General features: G+C 68.5%; 13 protein-coding genes. 6 read left to right on the plus strand and 7 right to left on the minus strand.

Annotated features, from left to right (window positions below):
* The first annotated feature begins 5 nt into the window (after window positions 1-5).
* Both AC0IY0_RS13410 and AC0IY0_RS13415 read left to right on the plus strand, forming a co-directional pair.
* Window positions 6-1,226, plus strand: a complete 1,221-nt coding sequence (locus tag AC0IY0_RS13410; RefSeq protein WP_471764045.1) for a CaiB/BaiF CoA transferase family protein — start codon at window positions 6-8, stop codon at window positions 1,224-1,226.
* A 26-nt stretch (window positions 1,227-1,252) separates the two neighbouring features.
* Window positions 1,253-2,065, plus strand: a complete 813-nt coding sequence (locus tag AC0IY0_RS13415; protein ID WP_147937531.1) for an enoyl-CoA hydratase/isomerase family protein — start codon at window positions 1,253-1,255, stop codon at window positions 2,063-2,065.
* A 9-nt stretch (window positions 2,066-2,074) separates the two neighbouring features.
* On the opposite strand, the gene AC0IY0_RS13420 is transcribed toward AC0IY0_RS13415, so the two are convergent.
* Complete coding sequence (locus tag AC0IY0_RS13420) at window positions 2,075-2,542, minus strand: YbaK/EbsC family protein (protein WP_419830562.1); 468 nt, start codon at window positions 2,540-2,542, stop codon at window positions 2,075-2,077.
* A 281-nt stretch (window positions 2,543-2,823) separates the two neighbouring features.
* Here AC0IY0_RS13420 and AC0IY0_RS13425 point away from each other — a divergent pair, with 281 nt between their 5' ends.
* Together AC0IY0_RS13425 and AC0IY0_RS13430 are read left to right on the plus strand one after the other, a co-directional pair.
* Window positions 2,824-3,036, plus strand: a complete 213-nt coding sequence (locus AC0IY0_RS13425; RefSeq protein WP_147937529.1) for a hypothetical protein — start codon at window positions 2,824-2,826, stop codon at window positions 3,034-3,036.
* 59 nt (window positions 3,037-3,095) lie between these two features.
* A complete protein-coding gene (locus AC0IY0_RS13430) occupies window positions 3,096-3,227 on the plus strand; it encodes a hypothetical protein (protein WP_281406478.1) in 132 nt (43 codons plus the stop codon).
* A gap of 449 nt (window positions 3,228-3,676) precedes the next feature.
* Here the strand turns inward: AC0IY0_RS13430 and AC0IY0_RS13435 are convergent, their stop codons facing one another.
* The 4 genes from AC0IY0_RS13435 to dctP all read right to left on the minus strand — a co-directional run bounded on the left by AC0IY0_RS13435 (window position 3,677) and on the right by dctP (window position 7,076).
* Window positions 3,677-3,940, minus strand: coding sequence for a hypothetical protein (locus tag AC0IY0_RS13435; protein ID WP_147906920.1), 264 nt, complete (start codon window positions 3,938-3,940; stop codon window positions 3,677-3,679).
* 75 nt (window positions 3,941-4,015) lie between these two features.
* On the minus strand, window positions 4,016-5,368 hold the full coding sequence (locus AC0IY0_RS13440) for a TRAP transporter large permease (protein ID WP_147906919.1): 1,353 nt from the start codon (window positions 5,366-5,368) through the stop codon (window positions 4,016-4,018).
* Window positions 5,368-6,057 (minus strand): TRAP transporter small permease, encoded by a 690-nt coding sequence (locus AC0IY0_RS13445; protein ID WP_419830560.1) that lies wholly within the window; start codon window positions 6,055-6,057, stop codon window positions 5,368-5,370. Before AC0IY0_RS13445 ends, AC0IY0_RS13440 begins: the two co-directional genes overlap by 1 nt.
* Window positions 6,054-7,076, minus strand: a complete 1,023-nt coding sequence (gene dctP / locus AC0IY0_RS13450) for a TRAP transporter substrate-binding protein DctP (RefSeq protein WP_147937527.1) — start codon at window positions 7,074-7,076, stop codon at window positions 6,054-6,056. Before dctP ends, AC0IY0_RS13445 begins: the two co-directional genes overlap by 4 nt.
* Before the next feature lie 195 nt (window positions 7,077-7,271).
* On the opposite strand from dctP, the gene AC0IY0_RS13455 reads away from it, so the two are divergent.
* Both AC0IY0_RS13455 and AC0IY0_RS13460 read left to right on the plus strand, forming a co-directional pair.
* Entirely contained in the window at window positions 7,272-7,925 is a 654-nt protein-coding gene (locus AC0IY0_RS13455) for a GntR family transcriptional regulator (RefSeq protein ID WP_147906916.1), read from the plus strand.
* A gap of 116 nt (window positions 7,926-8,041) precedes the next feature.
* Window positions 8,042-8,983 (plus strand): class I SAM-dependent methyltransferase, encoded by a 942-nt coding sequence (locus AC0IY0_RS13460; RefSeq protein ID WP_419830559.1) that lies wholly within the window; start codon window positions 8,042-8,044, stop codon window positions 8,981-8,983.
* Here the strand turns inward: AC0IY0_RS13460 and AC0IY0_RS13465 are convergent.
* The gene (locus tag AC0IY0_RS13465; protein ID WP_419830558.1) at window positions 8,959-9,639 is read right to left on the minus strand and encodes a GntR family transcriptional regulator; all 681 of its coding nucleotides are present in this window, start codon (window positions 9,637-9,639) and stop codon (window positions 8,959-8,961) included. The genes AC0IY0_RS13460 and AC0IY0_RS13465 overlap by 25 nt on opposite strands.
* 59 nt (window positions 9,640-9,698) lie before the next feature.
* Window positions 9,699-12,599 carry an FAD-binding and (Fe-S)-binding domain-containing protein gene (locus AC0IY0_RS13470; RefSeq protein WP_471764048.1) on the minus strand — a complete coding sequence of 967 codons (2,901 nt, stop codon included), beginning with the start codon at window positions 12,597-12,599 and terminating at the stop codon, window positions 9,699-9,701.
* Window positions 12,600-12,931 lie beyond the last annotated feature (332 nt).

The following is a 12,931-nucleotide window of genomic DNA, read 5'->3' on the forward strand; positions in this document are numbered from 1 at the left end:
CCGCGATGGTGGAGACGACCGGACGGTCCGGGCCGCTCGCCGGCATGCGGGTGATCGAGCTGGCTCACATCATGGCCGGCCCGGTCTGCGGCCTGATGCTCGCCGACATGGGCGCGGAGGTCATCAAGGTCGAGAAGATGGACGGCGACGACACCCGCCGCACCGTCCCCCCGGCGCTCGAGGGCGAGAGCGCCGCCTACATGATGATGAACCGCGGCAAGCGCGGGCTGAGCCTCGATCTCAAGAACCCGGACGGATTGGACGTGCTGCGCCGGCTGCTCGGGACGGCCGACGCGCTGATCGAGAATTACCGCGGCGGCACCATGGAGCGCCTCGGCATTGGCTACGACACCCTGCGGCAGGAGTTTCCCGCACTGGTCTACTGCTCGCTCTCGGGCTTCGGCCGCACTGGACCCTATGCCGACCGCGCTGGGTTCGACCTCGTCGCGCAAGGAATGAGCGGTCTGATGTCGGTGACCGGGGAGGGCCCCGGCCAGCCGCCGATGAAGTGCGGGCCGCCGGTGACCGACATCACCGCCGGGATCCTGGCCGCCATGGGCGTTCTCGCGGCCTATGTGCACCGGCTGAAGACCGGACGGGGCCAAGCGGTCGACACCTCGCTGTTCGAGGCCGGGATCACCCACACTTACTGGCAGTCGGCCATCGCCATGGCCACCGGGATCGCCCCGGGGCCGATGGGCTCGGCCCATCCGCTGAACGCCCCCTACGAGGCGTTCGCGACCGCCGACGGATGGATCACCATCGGGGCGGCCAACCAGACCAACTGGCTGCGGATGCTCAAGGCGATCGACGCCGAGGCCCTGGCCGAGGATCCGCGCTTCGCCCTCAACCGCGACCGCATGGCCAACCGCCACGAACTCGCCGCCACCCTGGCGCCGATCTTTTCCGCGGAGACGTCGGAGGTCTGGCTCGGACGCCTCGAAGCCGGGGGCGTCCCGGCGGGGCCGGTACTCGACGTCAACGCCATGCACCGGGACCCGCAGACGCTCGCCCGCGAGATGGTGGTGGAGGTCGAGCACAGCCGGGTCGGCCGCATGAAGACGCTCGGTCTGCCGGTGAAGTTTTCCGACACGCCCGGTCGGGTCCACGGACCTGCGCCGTTGCTCGGCGAGCATTCCCGAGCGATCCTGGGCGAGGCGGGCTACACCGCCGCCGAGATCGACGGCCTGATCGACAGGGGCGTGGTCCGCGAGACCGCGGCCTGAATCCTCCCCGACCCGGAGACGCAGCGATGAGTGCCACGCCCGCCACCGACGAGCTGCTGTTCACCACCGACGCGGCCGGGATCGCCCGGATCGTCCTCAATCGGCCGCAGGCGCGAAACGCGCTGACCTTCGCGATGTACCAGGGGCTGATCACCTGTTGCGATGCGATCGCCGCCGATCCGGCCGTGAAGGCGCTGATCATCACCGGTGCCGGCGACAAGGCCTTCGCGGCCGGCACCGACATCGCCCAGTTCCGCAGCTTCGAGACCGCCGAGGACGCGCTGGGCTACGAGCGCTTCATGGACCGGGTGCTCGGCGCCCTGGAACGGCTGCGGGTGCCGACCATCGCGGCGATCGCCGGCGCCTGCACGGGTGGTGGCGCCGCCATAGCGGCGGCCTGTGACCTGCGGATCGCCACGCGCGACGCCCGATTCGGCTTCCCCATCGCCCGGACCCTCGGCAACTGCCTCAGCCAGGGTAATCTCAAGCGGCTCTCGGGGCTGATCGGTCCGGCGCGGGTGAAGGACATCATCTTCACCGCACGCCTCGTGGGCGCCGAGGAGGCGCTGTCCATCGGCCTCGTCGGCGAGGTGGTGGACGACCGCGCGGCGCTGACCGACCGCGTCGACGCCCTGGCACAGCTGCTCGCCGGCCACGCGCCGCTCACCATGCAGGCCACTAAGGAAGGTCTGCGCCGCCTCGCCGAGGAGGAGCCGACCGCCGATGGCGCGCCGCATCCCGGCGATGACCTGATCCTGCTGTGCTACATGAGCCAGGATTTTCGGGAGGGCATGGAGGCGTTCCTGGGTAAGCGCACGCCAGAATGGAGCGGCCGTTGAGCCCTTCGCTCACCCGGGCTCCTGGCAGACATCGACCCAGACGGCCCCGGTCAATTCGGCCATGCGGCCGGGGGTGATGCGCACGGCGCTGTTCGTGCTGCCGGCCGCCGGGACGACCTCGTCGAAGGCCCGGAGCGAGACGTCGCAATAGACCGGCAGCGGCGCGGCCAGCCCGAACGGGCAGACCCCGCCGACCGGGTGGCCCGTGAGCGCTTCGACCTCGCCGAGATCGAGCATCCGGACCTTGCCACCGAACACGGCCTTCGCCTTCCTGTTGTCGAGGCGCGCGTCGCCGCGGGTCACCACCAAGGCGACCTGATCGCCGATGCGGATCGAGAGCGTCTTGGCGATCTGAGCCGGGGCGACCCCGTGGCCGGCGGCGGCTTCCGCCACGGTCGCAGTGCGGGTGGACAGCTCGATGACCGCGATGTCGGGCGCCTTGTCGGCGAAGAACGCGCGGACCGTCTCAAGACTCATGAAGGTGTCCTTCGGGTAACGCAGGCCGCGGCGAGGGCGGCCGATAGATCAGCGAAGCATCCGGAACACCCGCGTCGCCGTTCATAGAGGATGCGGGCGTGGCGGGGAAAGCGCTGCAGTTTGACCTGCAGCCAACTCCGCGCTGAATCGGGATGCGCCGCCGCGAAGCGACTATCTTTTGCGGCGGTTTGGGCGCAGGCTCATTGCATTACCGGAAGAGCGGCAACAGGCTCCGGTGACTGAGGACGGCATGTCCCCGCCTGTGATCGGCGGACGAAGACATGGCAAACCTCCTCGTATTCCCGGCCACCCCGTCCGGCGCGCCGACGACCTACCAGGCCTACCGGTTCTCCCCGAATGGCAGCGTCCGTTCGACCGTCCCGGTGGACGCCCTGGATGACGACGCGGCCGAGCGCCACGCCACCACCCTGCTAGACGGTCACCGCATCGAGCTCTGGGCCCGCGGGCGCTTCATCGCGCATGTCAAACCGTAGGCCATCGCTGCCGCGACCGCGCCGTCACGTCACCCGCCTCGAACCGAAGGATCGACAGCATGGCCTCCGAGAAGCAGCGTAGCAATCGTGAGACGAAGAAGCCCAAGAAGGCGGTGCCGAAGATGAATGCGGCGGCCCCGTCGCAGAAGAACCCCGTCTCGGCGGCCGTTAAGAAGTCCGAGGGACGCTGAATTCAAGCGGATCGGTTCGCGCGTGTCGGCATTGTACAACGCGCGATGCCGGCAGCGTTGCCAGACTTCAAAACCACGTCTGGCGAGATCGGATTTCGAGGGTTTTTAACCGACCGTGCACCGCGTTTCGGTGCGGTCGCCCACGGGCTTGCGCACCGGAAACCGGTGCGGGATCCCTCATCCCGAACAACGCGACGTCCTAAAACTCGGCCTCTTTGGGCCGCCACGCGCGGCCTTCTCCGTGCGGGCGAGGGGACCCACGTTCCATCCCGCCCCCGTATTGCCCGGCCCGAGCGGCGGATCCGCCTGCGCGCACGGGAGAAGAGCCCCACCACGATCTTTGGCTCATCCCCCCGAATCTTACGCGCTCTTAGCGGGAAGTCCTTCAGGATGACCTGAGCGAGCCGGCACAGCCTCCTCGAACACGCTCGGGACCCGCCGCCCCGCCTTCACCCCTTCAACGGTCGTGCCTGCAGGATCGCCGCCCGCACGAAGGGCCGCTTCAACTGCGTGCCGACATTGGCGCGCCCGACGAATTCCTGGGCACCGGGATGGCTGCGCACCGCCTTGACGAGGTTCAGCCGGTGGCCGCTGCGGAACCGGTAGGGCTCGCCCACCGCCCCGGCGAGGAACGCCTCGACGCTGGCGTCGATCTCGTCCTCGGCGATCACGTTCGCCGTGTGCAGCATCTGGATGGTCTGAAGGTCGGTCATCTCGAATAGATAGGGCAGCGGCGCCGGTCACACAGCGAAGGTTACCGGCACCGCCGTTTGTTGGGAAGTCCGGCGCTACCGCGTCGTCGCGAGGAGCAGGTCCGGCAGCCACATGGCGATCCCCGGCACCAGGCACAGGATCAGGATCGCCACCGCCATCAGGATCACGAAGGGCAGGGTGCCCCAGATGATGTCCGAGAGCGGGATGTCGGGGGCGATGTTCTTGATGACGAAGATGTTGAGGCCCACCGGCGGGTGGATCAGCCCCATCTCCATGGTGATGGTCATCACCACTCCGAACCACACCAGGTCGAAGCCCGCGGCCTTGAGGGGCGGCAGGATGATCGGGGCGGTCATCAGGATGATCGAGACCGGCGGCAGGAAGAAGCCGAGCACGATCACCAGGCCGAGGATCGTCACCAGCAGCACCCAGGGCGAGAGCTGCATCGCCACGATCGCGGCCGCGGCCGATTGCGACAGGTGCAGGTAGCTCATCACGTAGGCGTAGAGCAGCGACATGCCGATGATCAGCATCAGCATGGTCGATTCCCGCAACGTCGCGATCAGGATCGGGCTGACGTCCCGGAACCGCCACACGCCGTAGATCGCGGCGATCAGTCCGAGCGCCAGCAGGCCGCCGAGACCGGCCGTCTCCGAGGGCGTGGCGTAGCCGCCGTAGAGCGCCACCATCACGCCGGTGAGCAGGACCACGAACGGCAGCACCCGCGGCAACGTCGAGAAGCGCTGGGCCATGCTGTATTGTTCGTCGGCCAGGATCGGCGAGGCCGGTCCGCCGCGCTCCAGCACCGCCTTGGCGGCGGTGAATTCCGACCGGAACCGGTACATCGCCCAAGTGGCGAACAGGGCGACCAGCAACAGCCCCGGTCCGATCCCGGCCAGGAACAGGCGCCCAAGGGATTGCTCCGAGGCGACCGCGTACAGGATCATGGTGATCGAGGGCGGCAGCAGGATCCCGAGGGTCCCGCCGGCCGCGATGATCCCGGCGGCGAAGCCCGGCGAGTACCCGCGCTTGCGCATCTCCGGAATGCCGGCGGAGCCGATCGCCGAGCAGGTCGCCGGGCTCGAGCCCGCCATGGCGGCGAACAACGCGCAGGCGAAGACGTTGGCGATGCCGAGGCCGCCGGGGATGCGATGCATCCAGGCATGCATCGCCGAATAGAGGTCCTGGCCCGCCCGGGACCGTCCGATCGCCGCGCCCTTCAGGATGAACAGCGGGATCGACAGCAGGGTGATCGAGGCCATCTCCTCGTAGACGTTCTGCGCGACCGTATCGAGGGAGGCGCTCGGCATGAACGCGACCATGAAGGCCAGCGCCACCGCGCCGAGCGCGAACGCGATGGGGATGCCCGACAGCATCGCCCCGAGGGTGGCTCCCGCATACAGGAAGCCGATCGCCGCCGTGCTCATCACTTGACCCTCGCGTCGACCGTCCGGCCCATCGGATCGGGCCCCTGCGGGGTGACCGCGGGCGCGTCGCGCATATCCTTGTTGACGTCGGCGCCGATGCCGATCTTCGGCTTGGCCCAGCCCGCCGCCCGCGGCCCGTAGAGCAGAGCCTCGGCGATCTGCAGGACGAATTGCAGGCACAGCAGGCTCATGCCGGCGGCCATCAGCGTGTAGGGGATCCAGAGCGGGGGCCCCCAGGTCGATTGCGAGGTCTGGCCGTCGACCCAGGCCTCGTGGTCGAGGGACCAGCTCTTCCAGGCGAAGAACAGGCAGAACATCAGGCTGATCACGTCTACCAGCAGCAGCCGGACCCGGTTGACCGCCGGCGGCAGCAGCCCGGTCAGCGCCTCGATCGCGACGTGACCGCGCTTGGCCTGGACCCCGGCGGCGGAGAAGAAGGTCGCCCCGACGATCAGGAAGACCGCCATCTCGTCCTGCCAGTCGGTGGGCTCCTTCAGGAGGTAGCGGACAACGACGCTGTGGCTCAGCACTAGGCAGGCGCCAACGAGGCAGAGGCCGCCGAGGCCGAGGATCACGCGGTTGATGCCGCGCAGCGCCCGGTCGAACAGGCCGAGCAGGCCGGGAAGGCGCGGCTCCTCTGCGCCCTTGCCGTCCGGGATCGCGGTGGCGGCGTCGAAGCCGTGGCTCACGCGACCTGCTCCGCCAGCTTCAGCAACTCCGCGCAGCTCGCGTTGCGGCCGGCATAGTCCTTCCAGGCGGTCTCCCGGGCGAGTTCGCGCCACTGGCTCAGCGACTGCTCGTCGAGCTGCGAGACCTTGGCGCCGGCCTTGGAGAAGATCGCCTCCACCCGGGTGTCATCCTCCTTCGCGCCGGCCTGCCCGAAGGATTCGAGCTCGGCACCGACAGCCATGATCAGGTCCTGCTGGTCCTTCGGCAGGCCGGAGAACACCGTCTTGGACATCATGATCGGCTCGAGCATGAACCAGTAGGAGCGCTCACGGCCCGAGGTCAGCGCCTTCGCGAGCTCCTCCAGGCGGAACGAGATCAGGCTGGTGGACGAGGTGATCACCGCGTCACAGGCCCCGGTCTGCATCGCAGCGTAGGACTCGTTCGACGGGATCGACAGGGTGGCGGCACCGGCCTGCTTCATCATCAGGTCCATCTCGCGGGAGCCGCCGCGGACCTTCATGCCCTTGGCGTCGGCCGGCGCGATCAGCCCCCGCTCGCGGCTGGCGACACCGCCGGCCTGCCAGACCCAGGAGACCAGCACGATCCCCTTGGACTCCAAAAGCTCTGTGAGCTTGCGGCCCACCGGCGCCGACTTCCATGCCAGAGCCTGCGCGTAGGAGGTCACGAGCGCCGGCATCAGGCCGATGTTCAGCTCCGCGATCTCGCCGCCCGCGTAGGGGCTCGGGTAGAGCGACATGTCGAGCGCGCCCTTGCGCATGGCGCCGAACTGGGCGTTCGTCTTCATCAGCGAGGAGCCCGGATAGACCTGAACCTCCAGCGCGCCCTTCGAGCGCTCGCCGACCGCCTGGGCGAATTTCCGGCACATCCGGTCCCGGAAATCGCCCTCGTCGATGGTCCCGCCCGGGAACTGGTGGGACAGCTTCAGCACGGTCGCGGCTTGCGCGGCGCCGAGGCCGAATCTCAGGATGGCGGGCGCCGCGAGGGCGGCTGCAACCAGCGAACGACGTGTTGGCGTCATGGCGTTCTCCCGCACCGCACACTTGGCGGCATCAATTTTGTGCGTCGCAATACTAGTATGCTGCGATTGTATGCACGAAAGACGCTCTTGTATATTTTGTCAACACTGAAGCATATGTGACTGGCGGAACGTCGGCCGGTGTTTCAGGAAGCCGAGGCAGGCAGCGTCCATGGTCGGCGCAGAGGGACCGGAGGGATGAGTCACGCCCAGCGCCTGAGGCAGCGGATCGAGGACGAGATCGTCTCGGGCGATCTTGCGCTCGGGTCGCGCCTCGATGAGAACCAGCTGGCTTTGCGCTTCGGCGTCTCGCGCACGCCGATCCGGGAGGCGTTGCTGCAACTGGCGGCGACCGGCCTGGTCCAGGCCAAGCCGCGGCGGGGCGCCATCGTGAGCGCGCCGGAGCCATATCTCCTGCTTGCGATGTTCGAGGCCATGGCGGAGATCGAGGCGGCCTGCGGCCGTCTCGCCGCCCGGCGCCTGGTGCCCGAGGATTCGGAGGCCCTGCAGGCGGCGCTCGCCGGCTGCAAGGCAGCGATGGCCCAGGAAGATACCGAGAGCTACTACGCCGAGAATTACGTGTTCCATACGGTGGTCTACCGGGCGAGCCGCAACGCCTTCCTGGCCGAGCAGGCCCTATCGCTGCACCGTCGGCTTGCGCCCTACCGCAGGTTGCAACTACGGGTCCGGCAGCGGCTTCCGCAATCGTTGGCCGAGCATGAGGGGATCGTGGCCGCGATCATGGCCGGCGACGAAGTCGCGGCGGCCGAAGCCCTGCGCAGCCACGTCATCGTCCAGGGCGACCGCTTCACAGATCTGTTGGCCGGACTCCGGACGCCGAGCGCCGCCTGAGCGTGCCAGGTGGACAGCTTAACCGTAAACCCCGGCGAGGATTGCTTAGCTTGCCGATCCGACTCGACTAGAAGTTGAGCTATCGGCATGTTCGTCCCGAGAAATCGGGGAAGGTCATGCTGAAGGACATCGTGAGAAGCGCCGGGCGCCGGGCCGGACTCGACATCTTCCGGGCGAGCACCGAGCCGTTCCGCTGGAGCCATACGGTCCACGATTACCACCCGGTGGTGCCGTCCTCCCGCTGGACGCCCGGAAGCGCGCCACACGGCCAGCTCCGATCGGTCCTGGCCCGGGAGAGCGCAGCCTACGACGCGTTCCTGACGGCATTGGAAGCGCAGGCCGACCTGCTCCACAGCGTCCCCCACGATCCCGCCATCGGCGATCCGGCGACGCCGCACTGGAACAACACCTGGTTCACGGCCCTCGACGCGGCCGCCCTGATGACGATGCTCGCCTGGAAGCGGCCGGCCCGCTACCTCGAGATCGGGTCCGGCTGCTCCACGTGCTTTGCCCGCTACACGATCGATGCGCTGGCATTGCCGACCGCGATCACCTCGATCGACCCGATGCCCCGCCGCGAGATCGATGCGCTCTGCGACACGACGCTTCGCACGCCCCTCGAAGGCTGCGACCTCCGGATCTTCGAAGAGTTGCGCGCCGGGGACATCGTTTTCTTCGACGGATCACACAGATCCTTCGCCAATTCCGACGTTACGGTGTTCTTCTTCGAAGTCATGCCCCGGCTCGCCCCGGGCGTGATCGTGCAGATCCACGACATCTTCATCCCGGACGACTACCCGGCCGCGTGGAACTGCCGACTGTACAACGAGCAGTACCTGCTCGCCGCCATGCTGATGTGCGGGGCACCGCCGTTCCGGGTGACCGCCCCGGTGATGTATCTCTGCCAGGATCCGGCGACGAGCGCCCGGGTGGAGGCGGTCTTCGCCGCCCGCGGGCCGGGGCCCGACATACCGTTCCTCTATCCCAACGATTCCCGCACCCCGGGCGCCTCGTTCTGGTTCGAGATGACGGCTCAGTCGACCTCGACCACCCCGTAATTGGCTGCGATCACGGACTTTTTCCCGCGGATGTGCTCGCGCATCAGGGTCGCGAGGGCGGTGCCGTCCCGGGCGCGCAGCAACGCGATCATGCGCTCGTGCTCCGAGACGGCCCGGGACCACTGGTCCGGGGTCTGCCGGGCGGAGTAGCGCGATCGCTGGATCCGGCCGGACAGGCTCTCGTAGATGTTGGCGAGGACGGTGTTGCGGCTCGCCGCCATGATGCCTTCGTGGATCTGCCGATTGCGGCTGAAATATCCAGCCTCGTCACCCGCCTTCCAGGCCGCCACCATCGCTTCGTGGTCGGCCTCGATCGCGTCGATCTCGGAATCCGAGATCGTCCGGCAGGCGAGATCGCCCGCAGTGGCTTCGAGCCCGGCGATCACCTCCATCATCTCCTCGAGTTCGGTCTCTGAGATGCTGGCGACGCGCGCCCCGCGGTTGGGGAGGAGTTCGAGCAAGCCCTCGGTCGCGAGGATCTTGATCGCCTCTCGCAGGGGCGTGCGCGAGATCCCGAAACGCTCCGTCAGTTCGCCTTCGTTGATCCGCGCCTTCGGCTCCATCTCTCCGGAGCGGATCAGTTCGCGCATCCGGTCCGCCACCTCGTCGTGAAGATAGCGGCGGCTGATCCCGATGCCGGGGTCGATCTTGTTCATGGGCCCACGGTGCACGCACGGTCAAAGCAACCTATGTGCATGTGTAGGTGCCCGGCAATTCAGTGTCGAGGCGGCGGGGCATGCACGAGCGCGTCATCGAGGAGGCGGGCCACGTGTTCCGCGCGCAGGCCGAGGCCGTCGTGGATCTGGTGACGGCAGCTCGTTCCATCGGCCACCACGATGTCGCCGGGCCCGGCCGCGCGCAGGGCGGGGAAGAGGGACAGCTCGGCCATCGCGAAGGAGGTCTCGATCGTCTCGGCACCGTAGCCGAACGCCCCGGCCATCCCGCAGCAGCTCGATTCGATGACCCGGACATCGAGGCCGGGCACGCTTCGCAGCACCGTTTCCACCGAGCCCATCACGCCGAAAGATTTCTGGTGACAATGCCCGTGCAGGTGCGCGATGCGGCCCCCCTGGTCGGCAAGCGGCAGCGTGATCCGCCCGGCCGCCAAGTCTCCGGCCAACAGCTCCTCGAAGAGGAACGATTGCCGGGCCAACAGAGCGGCCTGGTCTCCCGGCAGCAACGCGGAAAACTCGTCCCGGAAGGTCAGCAGGCAGGACGGCTCCAGGCCGACCACGCGGGCGCCGGCCTGGATAAACGGCAGGAGCGTGTCCAGGGTCCGGCGTGCCTCGGCGCGGGCGCGGTCGGTCTGGCCGGAGGCGAGCCAGGTCCGACCGCAGCAGAGCGGGCGCCGCCCCCGGGTCGGATAGACCCGGTGGAGCCGGTATCCCGCCACCCGGAGCACCCGCTCGGCCGCCTCCAGGTTCTCCCGCTCGAAGGCGCGGTTGAAGGTGTCGCCGAACAGGATGATGTCGCGGAAATCGCCCGTCACGTCGCCGGGATGCGCCGCCTCGCCCTGCTCGCTCCAGGGGCGCCGCCAGCGCGGCAGCGACCGCTTGGCCGAGAGACCGACCATCCGCTCCGAGAGGGCCGCCAGCGCCGGGTGCCGGTCGCGCAGGTTGAGGAGCGGGGCGAGCTTGGCGGCGATCCCGGCGTAATGCGGCATCAGGCCGATCAGCCGGTCGCGCAGGGGCAGCCCGTGGCGGGCGTGGTAGTGGTGCAGGAACTCCACCTTCATCTTGGCCATGTCGACCCCGGTCGGGCATTCCCGCCGGCAGGCCTTGCAGGAGACGCACAGGTCGAGGGTGCGCTTCATCGCCTTGCTGGTGAAGGCGTCGGGCCCGAGCTGACCCGAGATGGCGAGGCGCAGCGAATTGGCCCGGCCGCGGGTGAGGTGCTCCTCCTCGCGGGTCGCCCGGTAGGACGGGCACATCGCCCCGCCGGCGAGCTTCCGACAGGTGCCGTTGTTGTTGCACATCTCGACCGCCGAGCCGAAGCCGCCCCAGTCCGACCAGTCGAGGGCGGGCTTCACGGGCTCGGTCACCGCGTAGTCGGGCTTGAACCGGAACAGGCTCCGGTCGTCCATGCTCAGCGGCCGGACGATCTTGCCGGGATTGAGCCGGTTCTCGGGGTCGAACGCGTCCTTCACCGTCTCGAACGCGCCGGTCAGGACCGGTCCGAACAGCGGCGCGATGTATTCCGAGCGTGAGATGCCGTCGCCGTGCTCGCCGGAATAGGAACCCTTGTACCGGCGCACCAGTTCGGAGGTCTCCTCCGCGATGGCGCGCATGCGCTTCACGTCGCCCCCGTCCTTCATGTCCAGGATCGGTCGGACATGGAGGCAGCCTACGGAGGCGTGGGCATACCAGGTGCCGCGGGTACCGTGCTTGGTGAACACCGCGGTGACCGCATCGGTGTAGTCGGCGAGGTGCTCCAGCGGCACCGCGCAATCCTCGATGAACGAGACCGGCTTCGCGTCGCCCTTCATCGACATCATGATGTTGAGGCAGGCCTCGCGCACCTCCCACACGGAGCGCTGGCGCGCCGGCTCCAGGATCTCCACGACGGCATCGGCATGGCCGTGGTCGGCCATGCAGGCGTCCAGGCGCTTCAGGTCGCGCTTCAGGGCAGCGAGGTCGTCCCCGGCGAACTCCGCGAGCAGCAGGCAGTTCGGCTTGCCGCGGGTGATGTCTGCCAGCGTCGCGCGGAACAGCGGGATGTCGGCGCCGAGCACCAGCACGTTGTTGTCGACCAACTCGACCGCCACCGGATCGAGCGCCACGATGTGCTGGGTCGTCTCCATGGCGGCCCGGAACGACGGAAAGTGGCAGACGCCCATCACCCGGTGCGCGGGCAGGCGCGACAGCTTGAGGGTGACCGAGGTCGTCGCGGCGAGCGTTCCTTCCGAGCCGACCAGCAGATGCGCGAGGTTCGGGCGCGGCTCGATCAGCGCGTCGAGGTTGTATCCCCCCACACGCCGCTGGACCTTCGGATAACGGGCTTCAATCTCGTCGCGATGGCTCTCGGCCAGCGCGCGCATGCGGCCCGCCAAGGCTTCCGCGTGGCTGGCGCCCGTGACACCGGTGGCCGCGTTGCCGGTGAGGCCGAAGCCGAACGCCTCGCCGCCGGGAAGCAGGGCGTCGATCGCCAGGACGTTGTCGCTCATCTTGCCGTAGCGCAGCGAGCGGGCGCCGCAGGAATTGTTGCCGGCCATGCCGCCGATGGTGCAGCGGGTCGCCGTCGAGGGCTCCACCGGGAAGAACCAGCCGTCCGCCTTCACGCGGGTGTTGAGCCGCTCCAGCACCATGCCGGGTTCGACGGTGATCGTGCCGGCCTCGGGGTCGTAGGCGCGGACGCCGTTGAAGTGGCGCGAGCAATCGACGACGAGGCCGGAGCCGATCGGCTGCCCGTTCTGAGAGGTGCCGCCGCCCCGCAGGATCACCGGGGCGCCGTGATCGGCGGCGATCCGCAGCGTCGCAGCGATATCCGCGGCCGAGCGCGGCAGCACCACGCCGGCGGGCATGATCTGGTAGATCGACGCGTCGGTGCTGTAGCGGCCGCGGGTGAACGCATCGAACCGCGCTTCGCCCTGAAGTTGCTCGGCGAGTTTGCGCGCCATTCCCCCATCCAGGCGTGCCGCCGCCCGCGGCGATGCCGCGGTTCGAGCCTTGGCTTGCGTCACGGCCGATCCCTCCCGAAGGCGCGTCCCCGCCCATGGAGCGATCGTATTCAAAATTCACGAGAGAGGGAACGGCTGGTTGAGGGAGTGGCCTTTAGGCACACGCCAACGACAACGCTGTCGACCGATCGATTGGACGCCCCAGCATCCACCGCGTCATCCCGGGGCTGCGTGGCGGGGTCTGAGATCCATAGACCCCGCCAGCCAAGGATTTTGCACCGTTGGTGGTTGTCGATTTCTAGGTCGGATGCGACGCCCCGGGATGACGGTGT

The sequence above is a fragment of the Methylobacterium sp. AC315 genome (genome assembly GCF_979253755.1).

Coding starts and splice junctions, on each gene's coding strand:
- AC0IY0_RS13410 (WP_471764045.1), top strand. CDS start 6: ATGGTGGAGACGACCGGACGGTCCGGGCCGCTCGCCGGCATGCGGGTG.
- AC0IY0_RS13415 (WP_147937531.1), top strand. CDS start 1,253: ATGAGTGCCACGCCCGCCACCGACGAGCTGCTGTTCACCACCGACGCG.
- AC0IY0_RS13420 (WP_419830562.1), bottom strand. CDS start 2,542: ATGAGTCTTGAGACGGTCCGCGCGTTCTTCGCCGACAAGGCGCCCGAC.
- AC0IY0_RS13425 (WP_147937529.1), top strand. CDS start 2,824: ATGGCAAACCTCCTCGTATTCCCGGCCACCCCGTCCGGCGCGCCGACG.
- AC0IY0_RS13430 (WP_281406478.1), top strand. CDS start 3,096: ATGGCCTCCGAGAAGCAGCGTAGCAATCGTGAGACGAAGAAGCCCAAG.
- AC0IY0_RS13435 (WP_147906920.1), bottom strand. CDS start 3,940: ATGACCGACCTTCAGACCATCCAGATGCTGCACACGGCGAACGTGATC.
- AC0IY0_RS13440 (WP_147906919.1), bottom strand. CDS start 5,368: ATGAGCACGGCGGCGATCGGCTTCCTGTATGCGGGAGCCACCCTCGGG.
- dctP (WP_147937527.1), bottom strand. CDS start 7,076: ATGACGCCAACACGTCGTTCGCTGGTTGCAGCCGCCCTCGCGGCGCCC.
- AC0IY0_RS13455 (WP_147906916.1), top strand. CDS start 7,272: ATGAGTCACGCCCAGCGCCTGAGGCAGCGGATCGAGGACGAGATCGTC.
- AC0IY0_RS13460 (WP_419830559.1), top strand. CDS start 8,042: ATGCTGAAGGACATCGTGAGAAGCGCCGGGCGCCGGGCCGGACTCGAC.
- AC0IY0_RS13465 (WP_419830558.1), bottom strand. CDS start 9,639: ATGAACAAGATCGACCCCGGCATCGGGATCAGCCGCCGCTATCTTCAC.
- AC0IY0_RS13470 (WP_471764048.1), bottom strand. CDS start 12,599: ATGGCGCGCAAACTCGCCGAGCAACTTCAGGGCGAAGCGCGGTTCGAT.